We start from the raw sequence: 23,580 nt of genomic DNA on the forward strand, positions 1-23,580 counted from the left end.
AAGAACAATGAAACTATTAAAACCAATCCATGAATATAGTGAGCATATTACGGCGTATAGACAGGCATTTTTACAATCAGGGGAACAACCACATGGAAGTAGTTCTTTACAAAACTTTGATTCTCTTGATGAATGGTTTGAAAAAGTGAGTAAACAAGAACTAGGAGAAAATATACTAGCTAATCGAGTGCCATCTAGCCAGTTTTTAAGTTTTGAAAAAAGGGAACTTATAGGTTTTGTGAATATTAGACATAGATTAAATCCAGAATTATTACGGGAAAGCGGTCATATTGGATATAGTGTCCATCCAAATAAGCGTCGCCACGGTTACGCTACGAAACAACTACAACTTGCATTAGCTGAAGCACAAAAATTAGGATTACAGAAAGTGTTAATAACTTGCGATAAATCCAATATCGGTTCTGCTAAAACGATTCAAAAGGTTGGCGGTGTGTTAGAAAATGAAGTAGTTTCTTCTCGTACTGGTGAAGTTATTCAGCGCTATTGGATAGAAATATGATGTAGTAGGAATTTGAAAAGGTAATGCAAGCTGTAAAATCGAAATAGATAAATGAAAAGTAAGGGGATTACTGCAATTTTAGGAGGAAATGAATTGGGATTAAAAGAGAAAGCAATAGAGATGGCAGAGATTTATAGGAAAAATCCGAAAGTGGAAGCTATTATTTTAGCGGGTTCAGTAGCTAGAAAACTTGAAGATGAACATTCAGATATAGAATTACATATTTTATGGTCAACACCGCCGGAAGATGAGGATCGTAGGGCCCCTATTTATCATATTGATGGGAAAATATTATCGTATCATCCGTATGAGGAAGAAGAATGGTCGGAAACGTATTTAACGAAAGAGGGAATTAAATTAGAGATTAGTAACTTTTTAACAGAGACAGTAGAGAAAGTGATTTCGGATGTGGTGGATCAATATGATATAAGTTATGAAAAACAATGTATTGTATCATCTGTTCATGATGGTGTTAGTTTGTATGGAGAAGGGAAAGTGAATGAATTAAAAGATAGAGTAGCGGCATATCCAGATGAACTAGCAAAACGGATGATTTCAGAAAATCTATGGTTAAGTAATCGTTGGCACAATCGAAAGGCGCTTTTAAAACGGAAAGATTGGCTTATGCTTTATGACGTTATTTGTGAAGTACAAAGGAATGTATTTGGTGTTTTATTTGGTTTGAATAAAATGTACGTACATCATCCAGCGTTTAAATGGATGCCTAATAATGTGGAACGAATGACTATTAAACCTGAAAAATTATATAAACGTATGGCAGATACATTAATAGGGAGTCCAGAAAATAGTGTGCAGGAGTTAGAGTTGCTAATAGAAGAAGTATTGCAACAAGTTCATACATACGCGCCAGGAGTAAATGTGGATGAGCAAGAAAAATCTATTTTTTATTTTGTGAAATAGAAAATAGTAATAAGGGGGAAGTTATGGGTTTTTTTAATAGGTTTTTTAAAAAAGTTGAAAAAGTAAATGAGCAAGAGGCCACTCTTCATGAATTAAGTGAAGAATTGTATGTTGAATCACCGGTAGAGGAAGCGACTAGTTACTGGGTATCAATGGCACAAAATATAATTATTAATGCTGTAAAGGCAGCTGACAATGATGTGGAACGTGCCTTCGTATTATTGAATTTGAAGAAAGGTGAGGCTTCATTTGATATTTTTTATCAAATAAATGGGCAATTGTATTTCTGGGATCAGCTAGAAAATGAGAAGATAAAAAATAGAATTCAGAACGAGTTGTTACCGCAAGCTCCAGAAGTTTCAAATGCAGTAAATGAGCAATTTCGTGAAGCTGATCACCCTATAATTTCGTTCGCACAATTGCAGTTTGAATGGGAAACGAAAGCCTGGTTCTCACATATAATTTGGGAAGATAACCTTGCTGCTCAATTGCCAAAAACTCAAATTTTAAATGAATGGTTTCGTGTAATTAAAGAAGAAACGAAAAATAGACCACTGGATAGTGATGCGAAATTTTCTTGGTATCCATCAAACTCTTAAAAAATGAATACAGAGAGACAGGTTATGTTTCTAGATGATTTGTATTATTGAATAAGTATCAATAATACGTAATTCTTTTTCTATTGCCTGTTAGAATTCGTTATGTACTAATCCACTTGTTTTCTAAACTAAAACTTATATTTCGAATTTTTAAATAGATTGTAATACATAAAAATTCAAAATATAAGTTGACACTATTTTTAATGTGTGATAAAAATGATAGTAATCAATTCGGAAAATAATATTTGGGCAATGAAAGGGTATAGTAGTGAATATCTCCCTATTTCAGAGAGCTGATGGTTGGTGTGAATCAGTATATAGATTATTCATGAAGTTCGTCCTGGAGCATCTTTCATAAATCTCGCATTATGAGGAAATGAAAGACGGTAGTTTATACCGTTATCAAATAAAGTGGTGAAGATTGTTTCACAACTAGGGTGGTACCGCGATATTTATCGTCCCTACGTATTTACGTAGGGACGTTTTTTATTTAGGTCCTAACTTTGGTGTGGCTTCATAACTAGGGTGGTACCGCGATATTTTATCGTCCCTACGTTTTTGCGTAGGGGCGTTTTTATTTAGGTGGTTTCTTAGTGTTCTTCACAACTAGGGTGGTACCGCGATATTTTTGTCGTCCCTACGTATTTACGTAGGGACGTTTTTTTATTAGGGAGGAAGTGAACGTATTAGAAAAGAGTATTGATAGAACAATATAAATACCGAATTGTAACAAAGAAAAAGAGGTAGAGAGGAGATTAACAAATGAATTCACAGCAATGGACATCGAAATTAGGTTTCGTATTAGCTGCAGCAGGTTCGGCAATTGGTCTTGGGGCGATTTGGAAATTCCCATATATGGCCGGCATTGGAGGAGGCGGAGCATTCTTCCTAATTTTCATCGGTTTCACATTATTAATTGGTTTACCGCTATTATTAGCTGAATTTGTTATTGGAAGAAGTACACAAAAAGAGGCTGTCGATGCATATAGAGAGATTGCTCCTAAAACGTTATGGCCTTGGTTAGGTAAATTAGGAATTGTAACATGTTTCATATTACTTTCTTTCTACAGTGTTGTAGGAGGCTGGATTTTATTATATTTATGGAATGCAATTACAGGTAGACTATGGGAAGGAAATGGAGCATACGAAGCTACGTTTGGTGAAATCATTTCCAATCCATATTTAGCAGTTGGATCACAGCTATTATTCATCCTTATTACTATTTTCATCGTAAGTAAAGGTGTACAAAATGGTGTTGAAAAAGTAAATAAATATTTCATGCCAGCACTATTCGTTTTATTCTTTGTATTAATCGTTCGTGCACTTACATTAGATGGTGCTGGAGAAGGCGTTCGTTTCTTCTTACAACCTGATTTCTCACATGTAACATCAGAAGTTATATTATACGCAATGGGGCAATCGTTTTTCTCATTATCTGTCGGGGTAGCCGTTATGGTAACGTATAGCTCATACTTACCGAAAGAAGAAAGCTTACCACGTTCAGCATTTTCTATCGTAGCCTTAACTCTTGTTATTACATTACTTGCAGGACTTGCAATTTTCCCAGTTGTGTTCGCATTTGGAATGGAACCATCTCAAGGGCCGGGACTATTATTTATCGTGTTGCCAGCTATTTTCAGTAAAATGGCATTCGGAAAATTATTCTTCATCGTTTTCTTATTACTATTCTTCTTCGCTACGATTACATCAGCAATTTCGATGTTAGAAATTAGTGTTGCATCGTTAACATCAAAAGGTAAAGGGAAACGTGAAAAAATGGCCTTAATCGTAGGGTTATTAATCTTCGTTGTTGGGGTACCATCAGCATTATCATTCGGTATATTAAGTGATCTGAAGATTTTCGGAAAGACAGTCTTTGATTTAGCGGACTATGCAGTAAGTAACGTTTTAATGCCACTTGGTGTATTATTAGTTTCTATCTTTGTTCCTTTAAAAATGAAGAAAGATGTATTAATGAAAGAGCTAGGTGTAAGTAAAAATAAAGGTTATAAACTATTCGTATTATGGTTATTCTTACTTCGCTTTATGGCACCAATTGCGATTATTATCGTATTCTTAAATGTACTTGGCATTATATAAAAAGAAAGGTGGCGTATCATACAAAGATACGCTACCTTTCTTTTTATTTTGCTCTTTTTTGCAATTCATTTACTGTTACGAACTGATAGCCCTTCTTAGATAAAGAATCTAAAATACCTTCAATCGTTTTTAAATTGTCATCAGACTCATCATACATAGAATGCAGTAAAATGATAGAACCTGGTTTTACATTTTTATTAACATATTTAATTTTATCAGCCGCAGATTTATAAAAAGTATCGGGCTCAAGATCCCATATAATCGTTTCAATATTATTTTTATTTAAATAATAGGGTAGTCCAATTAATTTTTTTCCGTTAGGCGGTCTAAAATCAATTTCGTCTGTAAATCCTGTTTGGCGGATTAATGAATTCGTTTTTTCTATTTCATCTTTAATAAAAGAAGGTGTTTTGAAAATCATTCTTTTATGAGAATATGTATGGTTTCCAAGCTGGTGCCCAGATTGCGCGATAGCTTCTCCTAATGATAGACTTTTCTCTAATTCATTTCCAATTAAAAAGAAAGTAGCTTTAGCGTTGTATTTATCTAGTAACGGTAATATTTGTTTTACATTGTTAGTAGGGCCATCATCAAAAGTTAAAGCGATCACTTTTTCATTTGTTTCTACGCGTTGTGTTAAATCTCCAAATAATTGAAAGCTTCTTGCGTTCATCAATTTGTATGTTCCGAATAATGCCGTGATAATAAAGAATAGTGTAACGATTGTAATGATAATTTTTTTCCTCATAACGTAACCTCACAATGATTTTTGATTCAATAAAAAGTATTATATCAAAATTAATTATTTATTGCTGAAAAAGTATGAAGATGCAAGGAGAGGGATTTTATCATATAATAAAATGCAAAAGGTATATTAGGAGGTGTTTATATGGCGATTATAATTCAATTGCCAGACACTGCAACGTCTCATGCAAAGCCAAGTATGGAAATGGCGATACTTTGCGTGAGGTAGACAAGTAATATACAATCGCCTATATGAGCTCGTATCATTTTTTATATTTGGCTTTGCACCTTATTGAAATGAACCATAAAAAATAAGGGGCGAGCAGAAATGAAATACGTAAAAGCTAATGCTGTTTTACCAGAGAGTTTAATTACTGAAATTCAAAAGTATATACAAGGTGAAACAATTTACATTCCGAAACAAGAAACGAAACATTATAAATGGGGTACACGATCTGGCGGAAGAAAACAACTAGATGAAAGAAATAAAGCAATTAAAGAAGCGTTTAAAAGTGGGATTGCTATTCATCAACTTGCAGAAGAATATTTTCTTTCTGGGGAAACGATTAAAAAGATTGTGTATTCTAAATAAGAGGAAAAGAGTCTGATTCATATATTACTTTGAATCAGACTCTTTTTGTTTTGTATTTATTGGATGTGAATGGACATGATAATAGCGACAATGTGCCATTTTTTACTAAATTGGATACATAACATTTGAGTGAAAAGCAGAAAGGTGAACATATATGAATCATCTTGGACAAATAACGATAGAACTTTTTGTTGGTTTTTTTGTTTTATTAATTGCTACTAAAATATTAGGGAAAACACAAATATCGCAGCTAACACCTTTTGATTTTATTTCTGCCATTGTACTCGGAGAATTGGTTGGAAATACGATATATGACCCTGAAGTGAAAGTCTGGTCCATTTTATATGCGGTACTAGTATGGACAGTATTAATTTACGCAATAGAAGTGATAACGCAAAAATATAGGGGGACAAGAAGGTTTTTTGAAGGATATCCTTCTATTATTATTCGTAATGGATATATTGACAGAGATCAATTAAAATCGAATCATTTGGATATAAACCAATTACAACAAATGCTTAGGCAACAAAAAGATATATTTTCAATCCGAGAAGTTGAATATATGATATTGGAACCTAATGGAAACATAAGCGTTCTGAAAAAAAGTAAATACGAATCTCCTACTATAAATGATTTAAGTTTAAAACATAAGCCTGTCTACTTACCAATTTCATTAATTAGTGATGGGAAAGTAGTTAAGGATAATTTGAGGGAAGCAGGATTTGATGAAGGGTGGCTTTATAAACAAATAAAGCAAAAAGGAATTACTAAATTTGAAGACGTATTATATGCGGAATGGAAAACAGATGATGGCTTCTTTTGTCAGGAAATGCAGCGGTAGAGAATAAGTGATGTATGTAATGTTTGTTTCTAAGTTATCTTTTACATATCAAAAAACGTAATCATTGTATACAATAAAACTAGATCAACAATTTGTATGGAGTGATAAAGATGGAAGCGTTTATTAGAAGTGATCAATATAATTTTATAAAATCACAAGCTTATATTTTAGCAAACGGGCATGCAACGGCAAACGATAGAGGTGTAATTCAAGCGTTAAAATCACTTGCGATCGAAAAGATAATACATGTATTTGAGAATTTAACCGATGAACAGAAAGAGTTAATTGATACGGTATTAACAGTTCAAAATAGAGAAGATGCAGAATCATTTTTAATGAAAATAAATCCGTATGTAATTCCGTTTCAAGAAGTTACAGCACAAACATTAAAAAAATTATTTCCTAAAGCAAAAAAGCTAAAACTTCCCGATATGGAAGAACTGGATATGAAAGAATTATCTTATTTAAGCTGGATTGACAAAGGATCAAGCAGGAAATTTATTATAGCGAAAAATGATAAAAATAAGTTTGTTGGTCTGCAAGGAACGTTCCAAAGTTTAAATAAAAAAAGTATTTGTTCATTATGTCATGGGCATGAAGAAGTAGGGATGTTTTTAGTTGAAATTAAAGGTGATGTACCAGGAACTTTCGTTAAAAAGGGAAACTACATTTGCAAAGATGGTGTAGCTTGCAATCAGAATATGAAATCGCTAGATAAATTGAACGATTTTATTGAACGCTTGAAGAAATAACTAGAAAACCTCTAGTATTTAAACTGGAGGTTTTTATTTTTGGAAGAAGTAAAATAAGCTTTCTTTGTAAATGTAGATTTATAATGAAATTTGATAAAAATATCTATTATGATACAGTTGCTTATATGCAAGGAGGTAAAACATGGATTACCTTTTATCGAGAGAAAAAGTGAAGCGATGGCCCAAAGATATGATAGCGGCGGGGCGTTGTCATACAGTTGGCCTGAAATCGGATGGCACGGTAGTAGCGGTGGGCCGGAATAAAGAAGGGGAATGTAATGTAAGTGGCTGGCGAGATATTGAAGCAGTCGCAGTGGGCAATGTTCATATGGCAACGAACACGGGTAATGCTCATACAATCGGTCTTACATGTGACAGTACTGCGGTAGCAGTGGGTTGGAATAAGCATGAACAATGTGATGTAAACGATTGGCATAAAATTGTAGCGGTTGCGGCAGGGTGGCGTCGTACTATTGGCCTGAAATCGGATGGCACGGTAGTAGCGGTGGGCCGAAATAAAGAAGGAGAATGCAATGTAAGCAGTTGGCAAGGTATTGTGGCAGTCACAGCGGGTGACTGGCATACAGTCGGTCTTAAATTGGACGGCACATTGACGACTGTGGGGAATAATCGATATGGTCAATGCAATGTAAGTAGCTGGCGAGGTATTGTAGCGGTCAAGGCTGGGTATCTTCATACTGTTGGTCTTAAACGAGACGGTACGGTGACGGCAGTGGGGAATGATAAACATAACCAGTGTGATGTAAGTGGCTGGATAGATATTGTAGCAATAGCGGCTGGTACGAATCATACAATCGGACTAAAATCAGACGGTACCGTGGTGGCAGTGGGCTGGAATGAGTATGGTCAATGTAACGTAAGCGATTGGCGCGATATTGTAGCGATAGCGGCTGGTTGTGCACATACAGTCGGACTAAAATCAGACGGCACGGTGGTAGCGGTAGGTAATAATGAATTTGGCCAATGCGATGTAGGTAGCTGGCGCGACATTCGGTCGCCTGGCAAATAGTCAATTTACAATAAATGATTAGTAATATTATTCTATTTTAGGAGTAATTATGGAATAGGATATGTAGAAAATAATTAAACTTAAATCTACTGAATAAGAATCTCTTTTGAAAAGGGATTCTTATTATTTATCATAAAATGAGGGTCTAAATGGAATTTTTGAACAAACTATATTTCAAAATTACAGTAGAAGATATAAATAAAGTATAGAGGAGATAAAGGAATGCTTAAAAGGTTTTTACTTTCTTTACCGGATGTTTTACTTATATGTATCGTTCTCTACATAACGTACACAAATTCTTTTAGTTTTGGACAGATGTTAGTAATTTCAATTGCAATCGGAATTATTGGTGGTCTTGCTATTAGAATTTGTAAGGATGTATTCACGTATATAAGGTGGACAATTAAACAAAGAAAAACTTGAATATGTTTAATTGTTATTAGGAGGGAATGAAATGACTAAGAAAAAGAATAGCGTAAAAAACGAGATAGTACTTTGGTCACTAACAGCAATTGTTCTATTAATTGTATGGTACTTTTATCAAAAATAAAAATGCATCGTACTAAAAAAGCACGATGCGTTTTTATTATTTTTTTTGCCAATTTTCTTTAATAAAGTCTTCACGACCAGATTCCTTTTGCTCAGTAGCATATTTCTCTGGATTCTTTTTATAGAAATGTTGGTGGTATTCCTCTGCTGCGTAAAAAGGTGCAGCAGGACGAATTTCAGTCACGATTGGATCTTTAAACATACCGCTTTCTGTAAGAGCTTGTTTTGATTTTTCAGCAAGCCCTTTTTGTGTTTCGTTATGATAAAAAATAGCGGTACGATAAGATGGACCACGGTCAAAAAATTGTCCGCCATCATCAGTGGGATCGATTTGTGGCCAATATAAGTCTAGTAATTTCTGATAAGGAAAAATAGAAGGATCGAATGTAATTTGAACAACTTCTAAATGTCCAGATGTTCCAACTTTTACTTGTTCATATGTTGGGTTTTCTACATGACCTCCTGCATAGCCAGAAAGTACTTTATGAATACCAGGAAGTTCATCAAATGGTTTTACCATGCACCAAAAGCAACCGCCTGCGAAGGTTGCGAGTTCGTATGTTTTTTCGGACATTGCTGTAATCCTCCTAAATGTATATGTTTTATATAGTATTATATAAATTGTTTTATTGCGCAATAAAAAAGATTTGAAAATATATGTTTTTTATAAACAAGATCCTCCGCTCACATCAATTAATTGTCCAGTTACCCAGCGGCTGTCTGGAGAAGCAAGGAATGCAGCAGTATCGGCAATGTCTTCTACTTCACCTAAGCGATTGAAAGCGGAAATAGTAGTAGCGTACTGCTTCATCATCGGGTCGCTCAAGAGTTCTGCATTCATATCTGTTTTAATAAATCCTGGAAGTATTGCATTCACCGTTATTCCTCGTGCTCCAAGCTGTTTTGCTAGTGTAAAAGTCATTGTATTAATAGCGCCTTTCGTCATACTATATGCAACAAAATCAGGTAAAGAAATGCGGGTCGCAGCGGATGAAATATTAATAATTCGGCTATTGTCACGTAAACGTGGCAGTGCTTGTTGAATGATAAAGAATGGTGCTTTTGCATTTACTGAAAACATTCTATCAAAAAATTGTTCAGTCGTTTCTTCAATAAAAGCACCAGGACCAATGCCAGCATTGTTTATTAAAATATCAAATTGTGTTTCACCAGTGCGCTTTTGTAATTCAGTATCTAAAGCTTTATAAAGGTTTTCTACACCATGTAAGGATTCTAAATTTGCGCCGATAGAAAAAGCTTGGCCACCATTTGATTGAATTTCATGAACAGTTTCTTCAGCGTCATCTTTTCGATTACCGTAATGAACAGCAACCAATGCACCGTCATTTGCTAAACGTTTAGCGATCGCTCGTCCAATTCCTCGGCTTGCTCCTGTAACTAACGCTACTTTCCCTTTTAACATAGTTTTCTCATCTCCTCATAAATTTTTCTTTATGTAGTAGTGCAAACATACTTAAGCAATATATGAGTGTATGTAAGTAATTCATTCCAATTTTGATTTGAGAAAAAATAAATAGAATGAATTTAGATTTTTTTTGAAAAAACATGTTGACAAAGAAAAGAACAACGTCCTATAATACGTGTAACAAATAAAAGTTAATTAAAAATTTTCTAACTTTATATGTTGTATATGCAAAGAAGAGGAAAGTAGATGATTATGATCGTTTCAGAGAGCTACTCCAAGGCTGCGAGAGTAGTAACAATCAAATCATTGAAGATCACCTCGGAGCATCGCTTGCGAAAGGGAAACTGAGTAGAGGGCGGCGGCATCGTCTCCGGTAAAAGGACGGGGGTCTAATTGGACCTACGAAGCTTATATTTCGCGAGAAGTATAAGGAAGCTGAGTGGTAACGCGAAACTCTCGCCTCAGCAATCAAAGCTACTAAATTGTAGTAGTTGATTGCTGAGGCGAGAGTTTTTATTTTAGAAAATAGAATAAGAGAATGCGTGGAAGAGGAGAGTAAATGATAAAGATTGTTTCAGAGAGCTGCCCCGAGGCTGTGAGGGTGGTAACAATGCACTCATTGAAAATCACCTCGGAGCACTACTTTTGAAAATTAGTAAAAAGTAGCGGGTTTGTTCCCGATAGAAAAACAAAAGTCTAATTGGACTTGCAGAGCTTATATTTCGTGAGAAGTGTAAGGAAGCTGAGTGGTACCACGATTCCCTCGTCTCAGCAATGGATTGCTACAAGTATGTAAGTAATCGATTGTTGAGACGAGTATATTTTTAATATTTATATACTGAATATTCCGTTAAAAATACTCATCTCAGCAATCGATGTAGAAATAGATTGCAAAAAATAGAGAAAAAAAGAGGAGCGATGTGAGATGGGAAACCAGTACATTTACATGAATGGGGAATTTGTAGAAAAAGAAAAGGCAGTTGTTTCAGTATATGATCACGGCTTTTTATACGGAGACGGTGTATTTGAAGGGATTCGTAGTTACGGAGGAAATGTATTTTGTTTAAAAGAACATGTAAAACGATTATATGAATCGGCAAAATCTATTTTACTTACAGTCCCACTGACAGTTGACGAAATGGAAGAAGCAGTTTTACAAACGTTGCAAAAAAATGAGTATGCGGATGCTTACATTCGTTTAATTGTTTCACGAGGAAAAGGTGACTTAGGGCTCGACCCTAGAAGTTGTGTGAAACCGAGCGTTATTATCATTGCAGAACAATTAAAGTTATTCCCTCAGGAATTTTACGATAATGGATTAAGCGTTGTATCTGTTGCATCAAGACGTAATACGCCAGATGCATTAGATCCACGCATTAAGTCAATGAACTACTTAAATAACGTACTTGTAAAAATTGAAGCGGCACAAGCAGGAGTGTTAGAGGCTCTTATGTTAAATCAACAAGGATATGTTTGTGAAGGTTCTGGCGATAATGTTTTCGTTGTGAAAGATGGAAAAGTATTAACCCCACCATCCTATTTAGGAGCATTAGAAGGTATTACGAGAAATAGTGTTATCGAGCTATGTGAACGACTGAGTATTCCATGTGAGGAAAGACCATTCACTCGCCATGATGTATATGTAGCGGATGAAGTATTTTTAACAGGAACAGCAGCGGAGTTAATTCCAGTTGTAAAAGTTGATTCGAGAGAAATTGGAGATGGGAAACCAGGAAGTGTAACGAAACAATTGACCGAAGAATTTAAAAAATTAACGAGAGAAAGAGGAGTACGTGTTCCCGGGCTGACGGAAAGCTTAGCATAAATAAGGAGAGGAGTTAATTGAAATGAAGCAGCAGTATACAGCGTATGAGAAGTTACAGTGTGAAGAAATGACAGGCGCTGGGCACGTGATTCAATGTTTGAAGAAATTGGGTGTAACGACCGTTTTCGGCTATCCAGGCGGAGCGATCTTACCAGTATACGATGCGTTATACGAAAGTGGTTTGAAACATGTTTTAACTCGTCATGAACAAGCTGCCATTCATGCGGCTGAAGGATATGCGAGAGCTTCTGGAAAGGTCGGGGTAGTCTTTGCTACCTCTGGCCCAGGGGCGACAAATTTAGTTACCGGCTTAGCAGACGCTTATATGGATTCGATTCCTTTAGTTGTCATTACCGGCCAAGTTGCAACGCCTTTAATTGGTAAAGATGGATTTCAAGAAGCGGATGTTGTCGGAATTACAGTACCTGTTACGAAGCATAATTACCAAGTTCGTGATGTAAATCATGTATCACGAATTGTGCAAGAAGCTTTTTACATCGCCGAAAGCGGACGCCCGGGACCAGTATTAATCGATATTCCAAAAGATGTTCAAAATGCAAAAGTCACCAGTTTCTTTAATGAAGAAGTTGATATTCCGGGGTACAAACCAGAACTTGTACCAGACAGCATGAAACTTAGAGAGGTAGCTAAAGCAATTTCAAAATCAAAGCGTCCGCTTCTTTATATTGGGGGAGGTGTCATTCATTCAGGTGGATCCGATGAACTTTTTGAATTCGCAAGGGAGAACCGTATTCCAGTCGTTTCAACTTTAATGGGACTTGGTGCATATCCACCGGGAGATCCATTGTTTTTAGGGATGCTTGGTATGCATGGGACATACGCTGCTAATATGGCGGTAACAGAATGTGATTTACTACTTGCATTAGGTGTTCGCTTCGATGATCGTGTAACAGGAAAATTAGAACTTTTTTCTCCGCACTCGAAAAAAGTACATATTGATATTGATCCTTCTGAGTTTCATAAAAATGTAACTGTAGAGCATCCCATTGTTGGTGATGTGAAAAAAGCGTTACACATGTTGTTACATATGTCTATTTATACACAAACAGACGAATGGCTTCAGAAAGTAAAGGCATGGAAAGAAGAATATCCACTTTCTTATAAGCAAAAAGAATCTGAGTTAAAACCACAGCATGTGATCAACTTAGTAAGTGAATTAACGAATGGTGAAGCGATTGTCACAACAGAAGTAGGACAGCATCAAATGTGGGCTGCTCACTTCTATAAAGCAAGAAAACCTCGGACGTTCCTTACCTCTGGAGGATTAGGAACGATGGGGTTTGGTTTTCCAGCAGCAATTGGTGCTCAGCTAGCTAAAAAAGAAGAACTTGTCATTTGTATTGCAGGTGATGCTTCTTTTCAAATGAACATTCAAGAACTACAAACAATTGCTGAAAATAACATCCCTGTAAAAGTATTTATCATAAATAACAAATTTTTAGGGATGGTAAGGCAATGGCAAGAAATGTTTTATGAAAATCGTTTATCAGAATCAAAAATTGGATCGCCAGATTTTGTGAAAGTGGCAGAAGCTTATGGAGTGAAGGGATTAAGAGCGACAAATTCAACAGAGGCGAAACAAGTGATGTTAGAAGCATTTGCTCATGAAGGTCCTGCCGTAGTTGATTTTTGTGTAGAAGAAGGTGAAAACGTATTTCCGATGGTTCCGCCAAACAAAGGGAATAACGAAATGATTATGAAGAGGTGGGAAGAATGAATCATACTTTTTCACTCGTTATTCATAACGAGCCAAGCGTCTTATTACGTATAAGTGGGATTTTTGCTCGGCGTGGTTATTATATTTCTTCTTTACATTTAAATGAAAGAGATACAAGTGGTGTTTCTGAAATGAAACTCACAGCAGTTTGTACTGAAAATGAAGCGACATTACTTGTTAGTCAGTTGAAAAAATTAATTGATGTACTGCAAGTAAATAAATTATAAGGAGTGTATGGAATATGAAAACATATTATGAGAAAGATGCAAATGTAGAGTTATTACAAGGAAAAACTGTTGCAGTAGTTGGTTATGGATCACAAGGTCATGCGCAAGCACAAAATTTACGTGATTCTGGTGTAGAAGTTGTAGTTGGTGTTCGTCCTGGTAAGTCGTATGAAGTAGCGAAAGCAGATGGATTTGAAGTAATGTCTGTTTCAGAAGCGGTTCGAACCGCACAAGTTGTACAAATGTTATTGCCAGATGAACAGCAAGCTTATGTGTATAAAGCAGAGGTAGAAGAGAATCTTCGTGAAGGACAAATGTTACTTTTCTCACATGGATTTAATATTCACTTCGGACAAATTACCCCGCCAAGTTACGTAGATGTAGCGATGGTCGCGCCAAAAAGTCCAGGTCACCTCGTTCGTCGTGTATTTCAAGAAGGAAATGGTGTTCCGGCATTAGTGGCAGTACATCAAGATGCAACAGGAACAGCATTAAGTTTAGCTCTTGCGTATGCAAAAGGTGTAGGCTGTACACGTGCAGGCGTAATTGAAACGACATTCCAAGAAGAAACAGAGACGGATTTATTCGGAGAGCAAGCAGTGCTTTGCGGCGGGGTAACTGCGCTTGTGAAAGCTGGTTTTGAAACATTAACAGAAGGTGGATATCGACCTGAAATTGCATACTTTGAATGTTTGCATGAATTAAAGTTAATTGTTGATTTAATGTACGAAGGCGGTTTAACGAATATGCGCCATTCTATTTCAGATACGGCAGAGTTCGGAGATTATGTAACAGGATCGAGAATTGTTACAGATGAAACGAAGAAGGAAATGAAGCGTGTTTTGACAGAAATTCAGCAAGGTGAATTTGCGAAGAAATGGATTTTAGAAAATCAAGCAGGGCGTCCAACGTATAATGCGATGAAAAAAGCAGAGCGAAATCATCAGTTAGAAAAAGTAGGGGCAGAGCTTCGTGAAATGATGAGCTGGATTCATGCACCGAAAGAATTAGTGAAAAAATAGAGTAAGTGATTGTAAGTGAAAAATACGTAAGAGGGGATTTGACAAGATGAGAAGTGACATGATTAAAAAAGGTTTTGATAAAGCGCCGCACCGTAGTTTATTAAAAGCAACTGGTTTGAAAGATGAAGATTTTGATAAACCTTTCATAGCGATTTGTAATTCTTTTATTGAAATTATTCCAGGGCATAAGCACTTGAACGAGTTTGGGAAACTTGTAAAAGAGGCAGTTCGCGCGGCAGGTATGGTACCATTCGAATTCAATACGATTGGAGTTGACGATGGTATTGCGATGGGACATATCGGTATGCGTTATTCTCTTCCGAGTCGTGAAATTATTGCAGATTCAGTAGAAACGGTTGTAAATGCACACTGGTTTGACGGCATGATTTGTATCCCAAATTGTGACAAAATTACACCTGGTATGATGATGGCTGCACTACGTATTAACATTCCGACTGTGTTTGTTTCAGGCGGCCCGATGGCAGCAGGAAAAACATCTAAAGGAGAAGTTGTCGATTTAAGTTCTGTTTTTGAAGGAGTAGGAGCTTATCAATCTGGGAAAATTTCAGAAGAAGAATTAAAGGATATTGAAGATCATGGCTGTCCATCTTGTGGTTCTTGTTCCGGAATGTTTACGGCGAACTCTATGAACTGTTTATGTGAAGTGTTAGGTTTAGCTCTTCCTGGTAACGGGAGTATTTTAGCAATTGATCCAAGACGTGAAGAGTTAATTAAACAAGCAGCAGAGAAATTAAAAATTTTAATTGAAAGAGATATTAAACCAAGAGACATCGTAACGGAAGAAGCGATTGATGATGCGTTCGCGCTTGATATGGCAATGGGTGGATCAACGAATACAGTATTGCACACATTAGCTCTCGCACAAGAAGCGGGTTTAGATTACGATATGAATCGCATTGATGCCGTTTCAAGACGTGTACCACATTTATGTAAAGTAAGCCCTGCTTCCAATTGGCACATGGAAGATATTGATCGAGCGGGCGGGATTAGTGCAATTTTGAAAGAGATGAGCCGAAAAGAAGGGGTGCTTCATCTAGACCGAATAACGGCTACCGGGCAGACGTTAAGAGAAAACATTGCTCATGCAGAGATTAAAGATAAGGAAGTTATTCATTCTCTCGAAAACCCTCATAGTGAAGAAGGGGGATTACGTATATTAAAAGGAAACCTTGCGAAAGATGGAGCGGTTATTAAAAGCGGTGCAACAGAGGTAAAGCGTTTTGAAGGACCTTGCGTTATTTTTAATTCACAAGATGAGGCGCTTGCGGGCATTATGCTTGGAAAAGTGAAGAAAGGCGATGTAGTTGTTATTCGCTATGAAGGACCAAGAGGTGGCCCTGGTATGCCAGAGATGTTAGCGCCAACTTCAGCGATTGCTGGAATGGGATTAGGTGCAGATGTTGCGCTATTAACGGATGGTCGTTTCTCGGGTGCTTCACGTGGTATTTCAGTAGGACATATTTCACCAGAAGCAGCTGCGGGTGGAACGATTGCACTTCTTGAACAAGGGGATATTGTATGTATTGATGTTGAAGAACGCTTGCTAGAAGTAAGAGTTAGTGATGAAGAATTAGATAAGCGTAAAAAAGAATGGAAACGACCAGAAGCGAAAGTGAAAACTGGCTGGCTTGGACGTTATGCACAGATGGTAACATCGGCGAATACAGGTGCAGTTCTAAAAATCCCGGATTTTGATTGAGCCAATTTAAAAGAGATAAGGATGATATATAATGGTGCAGAAGGTAAAGGAGAGAGTGAAAATTGAAGATATCTTAATGGCTCATAATTGCATGAAAGATATCGTTATTAAAACACCGTTACAACGTGATACAGTTTTATCTGAGAAATATGATTGTGACGTTTATGTAAAACGAGAAGACTTACAATTGATTCGCTCTTTCAAAATTCGTGGTGCGTACAATTTAATTCAAAGTTTATCAAAAGAACAATTACAAAACGGTGTTGTATGCGCGAGCGCTGGTAATCATGCGCAAGGAGTTGCTTATACGTGTAATTTATTGAAGATTGCGTCAAAAATCTTCATGCCGACGACAACACCTAAACAAAAAGTATCACAAGTACAATTTTTCGGTGGTGATTTTGCGGAAATCGTATTAGTTGGTGATACATTTGATAGCTCTTTCCAAGAAGCGCAGCGCTATTGTGAAGAAAATAGAATGACGTTCGTTCATCCGTTTGATGATCCGTATGTAGTTGCTGGTCAAGGGACAGTTGCAGTTGAAATTATGCATGATATGGAGAAATCGGTTGACTATATCTTTACGGCAATCGGCGGTGGTGGGTTAGCATCAGGTGTTGGTACATATGTGAAAGGTGTTAGTCCTGCTACAAAGGTTATTGGTGTAGAGCCGATGGGAGCTGCATCTATGAAAGAGGCTTTTCTTCAAAATGAAAATGTCGCATTAGAGAAAATAGATAGTTTTGTTGATGGGGCAGCTGTTAAAAAAGTAGGAAAGTTAACATTTGAAACTTGTAAAGATGTAATTGATGACATTGTTTTAGTACCAGAGGGAAAAGTTTGTACGACGATTTTAGAACTGTATAAGAAAAATGCAATTGTAGCTGAACCGGCTGGTGCACTATCTATTGCAGCGCTTGATTTATATAGAGATGAAATAAAGGGTAAAACAGTTGTATGCACGCTAAGTGGTGGAAATAACGATATTGATAGAATGCAAGAAATGAAAGAACGTTCGCTCATTTACGAAGGATTAAAACATTACTTCATTATTGAATTCCCGCAACGTTCAGGTGCGCTAAGAGAATTTCTTGATAAAGGATTAGGACCAGAAGATGATATTACGCGCTTTGAATACATTAAGAAACATAATAAAGAAAATGGTCCAGCGTTAGTCGGCGTAGAGTTGAAACATAAAGAAGATTATGAGCAATTAATTACTCGCTTTAAAGAAAATAATATTCAATTTATGGAGCTTAATAAAAATCCCATCTTGTTTGATTTACTTACTTAATAGAAGGAAAGGGATAACATACGGTTTTACTAGAAATAAAAAAGATAGATATAAGCAGTAGAAACGCTACTTGTATCTATCTTTTTATAGTTAAACTAAATATTTTCCATATTCAAGAAGGATAAAGCTAGTTAACCAAAAGAGTATCGCAATACGAATGATTACATACATAGTAAATTCAAAGGTAGTAAGTTTTCGTTCGCGTTTTATTTTTTTTAGAAGTCTAACAGAGAAAATTGAACATAAAAGTAGAACGGCTATAGATATTTTATAAATATTCTCTAACAAACTTACATTTTCTATTAAGTCTTTCAGCATGTTCATTACCTATTCTGTAATGTATGTTACAGAGAAATAGATCTTGAGCTGTCTAGTTTCGTTTGTTTTTTATTTTCCCTGTAGCATCAATTTCTACATCAGTTGAAATTGTTTGTAAATATTGAAGAGCTTTTTTCTTTTCTTCCTCATTTACAGGGGAAACTTGGTTGTTACGAATGATGTAAGGATTGAATGACATTTGTACATCCTTTCCTTTAAAAGTTAAAGTTAATACGCCAGTTTCGGCGCTTTTCCCACTCACATAACTTGGGAATAAAAAGTTACCTAATGAATAAGCGATAGGAACTTTATTATAATACTCAAATCCTTGTAACCAATGCGGGTGACTCCCGACAATCGCGTCAGCTCCTGCTTCAACCATTTTAGGTACATATTGTTTTTGGTATTCTACCGGACGATTTGATTTTTCAACGCCCCAATGCATATAGACGATTAAATAGTCTGCATCTTGTTTTTGCTCTTTAATTGTTTTTGTTACGAGATTTAAATCATATCCGTTTGCAACACCAGGTTTATTGTTACCAGCTACCCAGTTCGTATCAGGCATAAATCGAACGAAGGAAAGAAATTTGAACTTTTTCCCTTTTACAGTCATTTCTCGTGCTGTATATGCATCTTTTGCATTTTTTCCGGCTCCGATATAAGGGAATTTTAATTTTTCTACGTGAGAAATCGTGTCTAATAATCCATCTTGCCCATAATCAAGTGTATGGTTATTTCCGATATTTACGATGTCATATCCAGTGTTTTTTATAGCTTGTAGCGTGGATGGATCACTTTTAATCCAAAACAGTTGTCCAGGAGCTTTCTTTTCTCTCGTTGTAAATGCTGACTCTAAATTAACGAAAGAAATATCAGCTTTTGTTATTTCTTCTTTTACATGTTGGAATGGATAATCAGCCCCATTTTTTTCGATTACAGGACGTAATTGCCAATCGAACATTGTATCACCAGAGAAAGTGAGTGTAATTTCCGGGTCTTCTATTTTCTTTTCACTTGTTGAAGCGGTTTTACTAGATTTGTTTTGCAAATCGGGTTTGTCTTTCGCTTTTGAAGTAAAAGAGTAGTTAATTAATAAAACAATTGGTGTAATGCAAAAGGCTATTAACAGAAATCGTTTTAGTAAAGTTTTCATAAATACCGTCCCTTTTGAATTTATACCGCAATTTGTGGGCAATAAAACTCACGTTAATTAAAGTTTCACATTATGTATTACTACAAAAAAAATTGCGGTTTATGTAGTGGAAAACATTTGTTAATATTCTTAATATTAAGTTAACATATAGATAACCTGTAAATCAATGTATAAACCAAAATATAGAAATAAAGAATTCGAAGGGTGAAGAATAAGAAATGGTTATATTAGGAGCAGTTGTAAATGGGATTTGTATTATATTTGGTACTTTACTAGGTAAATTATTTAGTAGGATTCCAGAAAGTATGAAGGGAACAATTATGCATGCAATCGGTTTAGCGGTTACTGTGCTTGGGCTTCAAATGGCATTGAAAAGTGAAAATTTTCTTGTTGTCATACTAAGTTTAGTGATTGGTACCGTCATCGGGGAATGGCTACAATTAGAGAGAAAGTTAAAACATTTAGGGGATTGGCTAGAAAATAAAGTTGGATCAAAAGGGAAAGGGAGCATATCAGAAGGCTTTGTAACTGCTACTTTAATTTTTGCAATAGGTGCGATGGGCATACTTGGTGCACTCGACAGCGGGATTCGTGGCAATCATGATATTTTATTTACAAAGGCGATTATCGATGGATTTATTTCTATTATATTAACGACAACTTTAGGAATTGGTGTAGTATTTTCGGCGATTCCAGTTATTTTATACGAAGGAGGGATTGCGGTTTTTGCAACACAAATTAATAGTTTGGTCCCGAAAGAATTAATGAATCAATTTATAGTGGAAATGACAGCTACAGGTGGTATTATGATAGCCGCTATTGGATTGAACTTACTTGGTGTTATTAAAATTAAGGTGGCAAATTTATTGCCAGGTATATTGGTAGTTGGAATAATCGTTTCACTTATTTATGGTTACGGTTTACTAGTAAAGTAATAGGGGATGGAGATACATATGGAGGAGTATAAATTTACAAAACGTGTTCATAACATATTGAAGATTGCAGCAGAAGAGGCAGAAAGTAATATCATTCAACCAGCTCATCTGTTTATCGGTATGTGTAAAGAAGGTACTGGAGTTTGTAGCGAGTTGTATATGTATTTGTTCCGTAAAGTGGGGATAGAGTTTTCAGAAAAACTTTCAATACGAAAACAATACGACTCACCGTATCAAGAGTATGAAAAAATAGGACAATATAAGGTATCTTATAAGGTGCTAGAAATTTTACAAATAGCGAAGAAACGTATGGAACGTTTCCAGCAAGTAATAATGAATGAAGGACATGTTATATATGCACTATTTCATGTAGATACGTTTATTGGAAATGTACAAATAAAAAAAGATATATTACGTATTATAGCTGAGCCAAGAGATTTAGCGGTCGATCTAAAATGTTTTGTTCCTACTTATAATCATTTAATTTGTACTGTTAGAAAGGCTAGCCCTTCTGATTTTGAAAAATTAGCAAGTTTTGTTAAAGAGGAATTTGGTGAACGTTGGTTACATTCAATAGAGTATGGATTTCGTACATATAAAGATAATTTATCTATTTATATAGCAGAACAAGAAGAAGTGATAGTAGGTTTCGCTTGTTATGATGTAGTGAGAGGAAAGAAGGGATTGTTTGGTCCAATGGGCACAGCGAAAAAAAATCGTGTGAATGGTGTAGGGAAGCAATTGTTATATCGTTGTTTACATAGTATGAAGAAAGAAGGATATGAATACGCAATTATTGGACAAGCAGGTCCGGTTGAGTTTTATGAGCGATGTTGTAATGCACGTTTAATACCGGTAGAGAGTAATTAACCAACTCCATATATGGGAGTTGGTTTTTTTATGAAAATAATGTAGAGATGTAGTGATTTTCACTAGAAAATAGCGGGTTTTGTAGTGGATTTTACAAATAAAGCAAATTACTAAACTTTTTACAAGAAAGGGTGTAGAATGGGTATCTAAAGAAAGAAGGTGTGAAAATGGCCAGCTGGAAACGAAATTTGATGATTTGTTGGCTAGGTTGTTTTACCACTGCAGCCGGTATGAGTTTAGTAATTCCTTTTTTATCTTTTTATATTGAGGAATTAGGAGTAACTGGCACTTCTAGTATTGCACAGTGGTCAGGACTTGCATTTGGTATAACATTTTTAATGGGTGCGATCGTATCACCAATATGGGGAAAGCTTGGTGATATACATGGACGGAAATTGATGCTTATTCGTGCGAGCCTTGGTATGGCGATTATTATGACGCTTATGGGGTTTGTAACGGATGTGTATCAACTAGTCGCACTAAGATTTTTGATGGGAGCGGTATCTGGTTTCCTTTCAACGGCGATGACATTTATTGCAGCAGAAACTCCGAAAGAGCATTCAGGTTGGGCAATTTCTACAATTTCAACTGGGGGCGTGAGCGGTTCTTTACTTGGCCCATTACTTGGTGGTTATTTGTCGGAGTTAATTGGAATGCGCCATGTTTTTCTTGTTACAGGAGCTTTTTTATTCCTTTCTTTTCTCATCGTTTTTTTCTTCCTACATGAAGAGAATCACTCCGCTCAAGCAAAAAAAGTACAACAGAAAAAAGTATGGACGATGGTTCCAGCAAAGCATTTAATTATTAGTTTATTTGTAACAACATTTATTATTCAACTTGCGAACATGTCAATTCAACCTATTATTACATTGTATGTAAAGAATTTAGAAGGCCCAGGAACAGCTCATATTGAAATGATTGCAGGTGCAGTCATGTCTGCGACAGGTTTAGCTATTATTATGGCAGCTCCTAAGCTAGGTAGATTATCAGATCAAATTGGTCCTCAAAAAACGTTAGTTGTAGCGTTGTTTGCTGCAGGAATTATTTTTATCCCGCAAGCATTTGTAACCTCAGCTTGGCAACTATTAATTCTTCGATTTTTATTAGGTATCGCACAAGCAGGATTATTACCTTCCGTACAAACTCTACTAAAACAACATACACCAACCCATGTAACGGGACGAATATTTGGATATAATCAATCGTTTCAATTTTTAGGAAATATGATTGGACCAGTACTTGGTGGACAAATTGCAGCACATGCGGGCTTCCAATATGTTTTCTTCTCTACATCATCACTATTATTTATTGCGTGCATTTGGGTTTATTTTCATAATAAGAACGAAGAGGTATCAGAGAAACGACATTTGGAAGTTAGTTAACTAAGTGAATGAAAAAGAAGAGGATGAAGCAACGATTGCTTCATCCTTTTCTTTAAAATTGAAGACAAAGATAACTTAATGTACCCATCTCATAACTGCGGTGAATGACTTCACCGTTATTTTCACCGCTTCCCATAGCGATAAATAAAGGAACAAAATGCTCTGCTCTTGGTACTGCTAATTGTGCATGAGGGGCATTGTTCTCCCAATTAAATAATGCATCTTTATCAGTAGTCTGCATATGTTTAATAATCCAATCATCAAATTCAATTGCCCATTGTTCGGGTGTCGTTTGATTCCATTTCAAAGCTCGTAAGTTATGAACAGTAACACCGCTACCGATTATTAAAATATCTTCTTGTCCAAGCCCTTTAAGTGCTTCTCCAATCTTAAATTGCTCTTTTGCAGGAAGGAATGGATTGACTGAAATTTGGACGACAGGAATATTTGCTTCTGGATACATGCGGTGCAGAAGAGTCCATGAGCCATGATCTAAACCTCTCGTCATATTATGATGGACTGGAATACCTTTGTTTTTAAATTTTGTTTCTAACATAGATGCAATGTTAGAAGAACCTTTCGCACGATATTTGATTTCGTATAACTCAGGAGGAAAACCTCCAAAATCATAAATTGTTTCATATTCGTTATCTGATGAAGAAATCGTTAATGCTTCACTTTCCCAATGAGCAGTGAAAATAATAATCGCTTTCGGTTTATATGTTGCTCCAAGTGTTTTTAAAAACCTTGTATAGTCTGTATCTTGAATAGCAAGCATCGGTGATCCGTGTGCTAAAAATAATGATGGCATCATAATAGAAACCTCCCAAAAAATATAATAATTACTTTATGTAAGTAACTATATAATTTTATTTCAAATTCGTCAACATAATAGTTATTGAGCTAATTGGAAAAGTGCGGCATTTGTCATAATGAAAGCAATTGCATATAATACATAATAAGAATAATGAATGGATATTCATTTTTTGATATACATAATAGAGTTGGGGGCTGACGAA

Annotated in this window: 24 protein-coding genes and 3 other annotated features; of the genes, 18 read left to right on the forward strand and 6 right to left on the reverse strand. The window is 35.9% G+C overall.

Features of this window, described 5'->3' with window-relative positions:
• The first annotated feature begins 7 nt into the window (after window positions 1-7).
• The 4 genes from ASE54_RS02425 to ASE54_RS02440 all read left to right on the forward strand — a co-directional run bounded on the left by ASE54_RS02425 (window position 8) and on the right by ASE54_RS02440 (window position 4,140).
• Window positions 8-520, forward strand: a complete 513-nt coding sequence (locus ASE54_RS02425; RefSeq protein ID WP_000771276.1) for a GNAT family N-acetyltransferase — start codon at window positions 8-10, stop codon at window positions 518-520.
• Window positions 521-613: 93 nt separating this feature from the next.
• Window positions 614-1,441, forward strand: coding sequence for a DUF4037 domain-containing protein (locus ASE54_RS02430; RefSeq protein ID WP_000523164.1), 828 nt, complete (start codon window positions 614-616; stop codon window positions 1,439-1,441).
• 23 nt (window positions 1,442-1,464) lie between these two features.
• Entirely contained in the window at window positions 1,465-2,040 is a 576-nt protein-coding gene (locus ASE54_RS02435; RefSeq protein WP_000505537.1) for a hypothetical protein, read from the forward strand.
• A 243-nt stretch (window positions 2,041-2,283) separates the two neighbouring features.
• Window positions 2,284-2,506, forward strand: a binding site (T-box leader).
• Window positions 2,507-2,802: 296 nt separating this feature from the next.
• On the forward strand, window positions 2,803-4,140 hold the full coding sequence (locus ASE54_RS02440; protein ID WP_001088186.1) for a sodium-dependent transporter: 1,338 nt from the start codon (window positions 2,803-2,805) through the stop codon (window positions 4,138-4,140).
• A 43-nt stretch (window positions 4,141-4,183) separates the two neighbouring features.
• On the opposite strand, the gene ASE54_RS02445 is transcribed toward ASE54_RS02440, so the two are convergent.
• Window positions 4,184-4,888, reverse strand: coding sequence for a polysaccharide deacetylase family protein (locus tag ASE54_RS02445; RefSeq protein ID WP_001227581.1), 705 nt, complete (start codon window positions 4,886-4,888; stop codon window positions 4,184-4,186).
• A 324-nt stretch (window positions 4,889-5,212) separates the two neighbouring features.
• Here ASE54_RS02445 and ASE54_RS02450 point away from each other — a divergent pair, with 324 nt between their 5' ends.
• The 5 genes from ASE54_RS02450 to ASE54_RS02470 all read left to right on the forward strand — a co-directional run bounded on the left by ASE54_RS02450 (window position 5,213) and on the right by ASE54_RS02470 (window position 8,522).
• Entirely contained in the window at window positions 5,213-5,476 is a 264-nt protein-coding gene (locus ASE54_RS02450; RefSeq protein WP_000878325.1) for a CD3324 family protein, read from the forward strand.
• A 154-nt stretch (window positions 5,477-5,630) separates the two neighbouring features.
• Window positions 5,631-6,317: a DUF421 domain-containing protein gene (locus ASE54_RS02455; protein ID WP_001015971.1), complete on the forward strand. Its 687-nt coding sequence runs from the start codon at window positions 5,631-5,633 to the stop codon at window positions 6,315-6,317.
• A 110-nt stretch (window positions 6,318-6,427) separates the two neighbouring features.
• Window positions 6,428-7,069 carry an elongation factor G-binding protein gene (locus ASE54_RS02460; RefSeq protein ID WP_000387067.1) on the forward strand — a complete coding sequence of 214 codons (642 nt, stop codon included), beginning with the start codon at window positions 6,428-6,430 and terminating at the stop codon, window positions 7,067-7,069.
• A gap of 142 nt (window positions 7,070-7,211) precedes the next feature.
• Window positions 7,212-8,099: a chromosome condensation regulator gene (locus ASE54_RS02465; protein ID WP_000385098.1), complete on the forward strand. Its 888-nt coding sequence runs from the start codon at window positions 7,212-7,214 to the stop codon at window positions 8,097-8,099.
• Window positions 8,100-8,321: 222 nt separating this feature from the next.
• Complete coding sequence (locus ASE54_RS02470) at window positions 8,322-8,522, forward strand: hypothetical protein (protein WP_000919319.1); 201 nt, start codon at window positions 8,322-8,324, stop codon at window positions 8,520-8,522.
• Between the two features lie 163 nt (window positions 8,523-8,685).
• Here ASE54_RS02470 and msrA read toward each other — a convergent pair whose 3' ends face one another.
• The gene (msrA, locus tag ASE54_RS02475; protein ID WP_001291896.1) at window positions 8,686-9,222 is read right to left on the reverse strand and encodes a peptide-methionine (S)-S-oxide reductase MsrA; all 537 of its coding nucleotides are present in this window, start codon (window positions 9,220-9,222) and stop codon (window positions 8,686-8,688) included.
• A 90-nt stretch (window positions 9,223-9,312) separates the two neighbouring features.
• Window positions 9,313-10,071: an SDR family oxidoreductase gene (locus ASE54_RS02480; RefSeq protein WP_000911802.1), complete on the reverse strand. Its 759-nt coding sequence runs from the start codon at window positions 10,069-10,071 to the stop codon at window positions 9,313-9,315.
• 224 nt (window positions 10,072-10,295) lie between these two features.
• Window positions 10,296-10,541 (forward strand) — a binding site (T-box leader).
• A 67-nt stretch (window positions 10,542-10,608) separates the two neighbouring features.
• Window positions 10,609-10,848, forward strand: a binding site (T-box leader).
• A 151-nt stretch (window positions 10,849-10,999) separates the two neighbouring features.
• Between ASE54_RS02480 and ilvE the strand changes: the two genes are divergently transcribed.
• Genes ilvE through ilvA form a run of 6 tightly spaced genes read left to right on the forward strand, consistent with a single transcriptional unit; the run spans window position 11,000 to window position 17,900 of the window.
• A complete protein-coding gene (gene ilvE, locus ASE54_RS02485) occupies window positions 11,000-11,899 on the forward strand; it encodes a branched-chain-amino-acid transaminase (protein ID WP_000528163.1) in 900 nt (299 codons plus the stop codon).
• Between the two features lie 22 nt (window positions 11,900-11,921).
• Window positions 11,922-13,637, forward strand: coding sequence for an acetolactate synthase large subunit (ilvB, locus tag ASE54_RS02490; RefSeq protein WP_000813467.1), 1,716 nt, complete (start codon window positions 11,922-11,924; stop codon window positions 13,635-13,637).
• Window positions 13,634-13,864 (forward strand): ACT domain-containing protein, encoded by a 231-nt coding sequence (locus ASE54_RS02495; protein WP_014895215.1) that lies wholly within the window; start codon window positions 13,634-13,636, stop codon window positions 13,862-13,864. Before ilvB ends, ASE54_RS02495 begins: the two co-directional genes overlap by 4 nt.
• Before the next feature lie 14 nt (window positions 13,865-13,878).
• Complete coding sequence (gene ilvC / locus ASE54_RS02500) at window positions 13,879-14,886, forward strand: ketol-acid reductoisomerase (protein ID WP_003257992.1); 1,008 nt, start codon at window positions 13,879-13,881, stop codon at window positions 14,884-14,886.
• A gap of 46 nt (window positions 14,887-14,932) precedes the next feature.
• Complete coding sequence (gene ilvD, locus ASE54_RS02505; RefSeq protein WP_001255822.1) at window positions 14,933-16,606, forward strand: dihydroxy-acid dehydratase; 1,674 nt, start codon at window positions 14,933-14,935, stop codon at window positions 16,604-16,606.
• A 31-nt stretch (window positions 16,607-16,637) separates the two neighbouring features.
• Window positions 16,638-17,900 carry a threonine ammonia-lyase IlvA gene (ilvA, locus tag ASE54_RS02510; protein ID WP_000250343.1) on the forward strand — a complete coding sequence of 421 codons (1,263 nt, stop codon included), beginning with the start codon at window positions 16,638-16,640 and terminating at the stop codon, window positions 17,898-17,900.
• A 90-nt stretch (window positions 17,901-17,990) separates the two neighbouring features.
• Here ilvA and ASE54_RS33490 read toward each other — a convergent pair whose 3' ends face one another.
• Together ASE54_RS33490 and ASE54_RS02515 are read right to left on the reverse strand one after the other, a co-directional pair.
• The gene (locus ASE54_RS33490) at window positions 17,991-18,218 is read right to left on the reverse strand and encodes a hypothetical protein (protein ID WP_003260559.1); all 228 of its coding nucleotides are present in this window, start codon (window positions 18,216-18,218) and stop codon (window positions 17,991-17,993) included.
• Between the two features lie 52 nt (window positions 18,219-18,270).
• A complete protein-coding gene (locus ASE54_RS02515; RefSeq protein ID WP_000854495.1) occupies window positions 18,271-19,374 on the reverse strand; it encodes a CapA family protein in 1,104 nt (367 codons plus the stop codon).
• 218 nt (window positions 19,375-19,592) lie between these two features.
• Between ASE54_RS02515 and ASE54_RS02520 the strand changes: the two genes are divergently transcribed.
• From ASE54_RS02520 to ASE54_RS02530, 3 genes are all read left to right on the forward strand, one after another.
• Window positions 19,593-20,309, forward strand: a complete 717-nt coding sequence (locus tag ASE54_RS02520; protein WP_000236049.1) for a DUF554 domain-containing protein — start codon at window positions 19,593-19,595, stop codon at window positions 20,307-20,309.
• 18 nt (window positions 20,310-20,327) lie between these two features.
• Entirely contained in the window at window positions 20,328-21,179 is an 852-nt protein-coding gene (locus ASE54_RS02525; RefSeq protein ID WP_000393445.1) for a GNAT family N-acetyltransferase, read from the forward strand.
• A gap of 167 nt (window positions 21,180-21,346) precedes the next feature.
• Complete coding sequence (locus ASE54_RS02530) at window positions 21,347-22,561, forward strand: multidrug efflux MFS transporter (RefSeq protein WP_000179292.1); 1,215 nt, start codon at window positions 21,347-21,349, stop codon at window positions 22,559-22,561.
• Window positions 22,562-22,613: 52 nt separating this feature from the next.
• Here ASE54_RS02530 and ASE54_RS02535 read toward each other — a convergent pair whose 3' ends face one another.
• Window positions 22,614-23,375 carry a class III extradiol ring-cleavage dioxygenase gene (locus tag ASE54_RS02535; RefSeq protein WP_000982885.1) on the reverse strand — a complete coding sequence of 254 codons (762 nt, stop codon included), beginning with the start codon at window positions 23,373-23,375 and terminating at the stop codon, window positions 22,614-22,616.
• Window positions 23,376-23,580: the final 205 nt, after the last annotated feature.

This window comes from Bacillus sp. Root131 (genome assembly GCF_001429475.1).
Taxonomy (GTDB): domain Bacteria; phylum Bacillota; class Bacilli; order Bacillales; family Bacillaceae_G; genus Bacillus_A; species Bacillus_A thuringiensis_S.

Excerpts from the sequence above, each read along its gene's own strand:
- ilvD (WP_001255822.1), top strand. The coding sequence starts at position 14,933 with ATGAGAAGTGACATGATTAAAAAAGGTTTTGATAAAGCGCCGCACCGT.
- ASE54_RS02460 (WP_000387067.1), top strand. The coding sequence starts at position 6,428 with ATGGAAGCGTTTATTAGAAGTGATCAATATAATTTTATAAAATCACAA.
- ilvA (WP_000250343.1), top strand. The coding sequence starts at position 16,638 with ATGGTGCAGAAGGTAAAGGAGAGAGTGAAAATTGAAGATATCTTAATG.
- ASE54_RS02520 (WP_000236049.1), top strand. The coding sequence starts at position 19,593 with ATGGTTATATTAGGAGCAGTTGTAAATGGGATTTGTATTATATTTGGT.
- ASE54_RS02530 (WP_000179292.1), top strand. The coding sequence starts at position 21,347 with ATGGCCAGCTGGAAACGAAATTTGATGATTTGTTGGCTAGGTTGTTTT.
- ilvB (WP_000813467.1), top strand. The coding sequence starts at position 11,922 with ATGAAGCAGCAGTATACAGCGTATGAGAAGTTACAGTGTGAAGAAATG.
- msrA (WP_001291896.1), bottom strand. The coding sequence starts at position 9,222 with ATGTCCGAAAAAACATACGAACTCGCAACCTTCGCAGGCGGTTGCTTT.
- ASE54_RS02470 (WP_000919319.1), top strand. The coding sequence starts at position 8,322 with ATGCTTAAAAGGTTTTTACTTTCTTTACCGGATGTTTTACTTATATGT.
- ASE54_RS02425 (WP_000771276.1), top strand. The coding sequence starts at position 8 with ATGAAACTATTAAAACCAATCCATGAATATAGTGAGCATATTACGGCG.
- ASE54_RS02525 (WP_000393445.1), top strand. The coding sequence starts at position 20,328 with ATGGAGGAGTATAAATTTACAAAACGTGTTCATAACATATTGAAGATT.
- ASE54_RS02495 (WP_014895215.1), top strand. The coding sequence starts at position 13,634 with ATGAATCATACTTTTTCACTCGTTATTCATAACGAGCCAAGCGTCTTA.
- ilvE (WP_000528163.1), top strand. The coding sequence starts at position 11,000 with ATGGGAAACCAGTACATTTACATGAATGGGGAATTTGTAGAAAAAGAA.
- ASE54_RS02450 (WP_000878325.1), top strand. The coding sequence starts at position 5,213 with ATGAAATACGTAAAAGCTAATGCTGTTTTACCAGAGAGTTTAATTACT.
- ASE54_RS02455 (WP_001015971.1), top strand. The coding sequence starts at position 5,631 with ATGAATCATCTTGGACAAATAACGATAGAACTTTTTGTTGGTTTTTTT.
- ASE54_RS02435 (WP_000505537.1), top strand. The coding sequence starts at position 1,465 with ATGGGTTTTTTTAATAGGTTTTTTAAAAAAGTTGAAAAAGTAAATGAG.
- ASE54_RS33490 (WP_003260559.1), bottom strand. The coding sequence starts at position 18,218 with ATGCTGAAAGACTTAATAGAAAATGTAAGTTTGTTAGAGAATATTTAT.
- ASE54_RS02440 (WP_001088186.1), top strand. The coding sequence starts at position 2,803 with ATGAATTCACAGCAATGGACATCGAAATTAGGTTTCGTATTAGCTGCA.
- ASE54_RS02515 (WP_000854495.1), bottom strand. The coding sequence starts at position 19,374 with ATGAAAACTTTACTAAAACGATTTCTGTTAATAGCCTTTTGCATTACA.
- ASE54_RS02465 (WP_000385098.1), top strand. The coding sequence starts at position 7,212 with ATGGATTACCTTTTATCGAGAGAAAAAGTGAAGCGATGGCCCAAAGAT.
- ASE54_RS02445 (WP_001227581.1), bottom strand. The coding sequence starts at position 4,888 with ATGAGGAAAAAAATTATCATTACAATCGTTACACTATTCTTTATTATC.
- ASE54_RS02535 (WP_000982885.1), bottom strand. The coding sequence starts at position 23,375 with ATGATGCCATCATTATTTTTAGCACACGGATCACCGATGCTTGCTATT.
- ASE54_RS02480 (WP_000911802.1), bottom strand. The coding sequence starts at position 10,071 with ATGTTAAAAGGGAAAGTAGCGTTAGTTACAGGAGCAAGCCGAGGAATT.
- ilvC (WP_003257992.1), top strand. The coding sequence starts at position 13,879 with ATGAAAACATATTATGAGAAAGATGCAAATGTAGAGTTATTACAAGGA.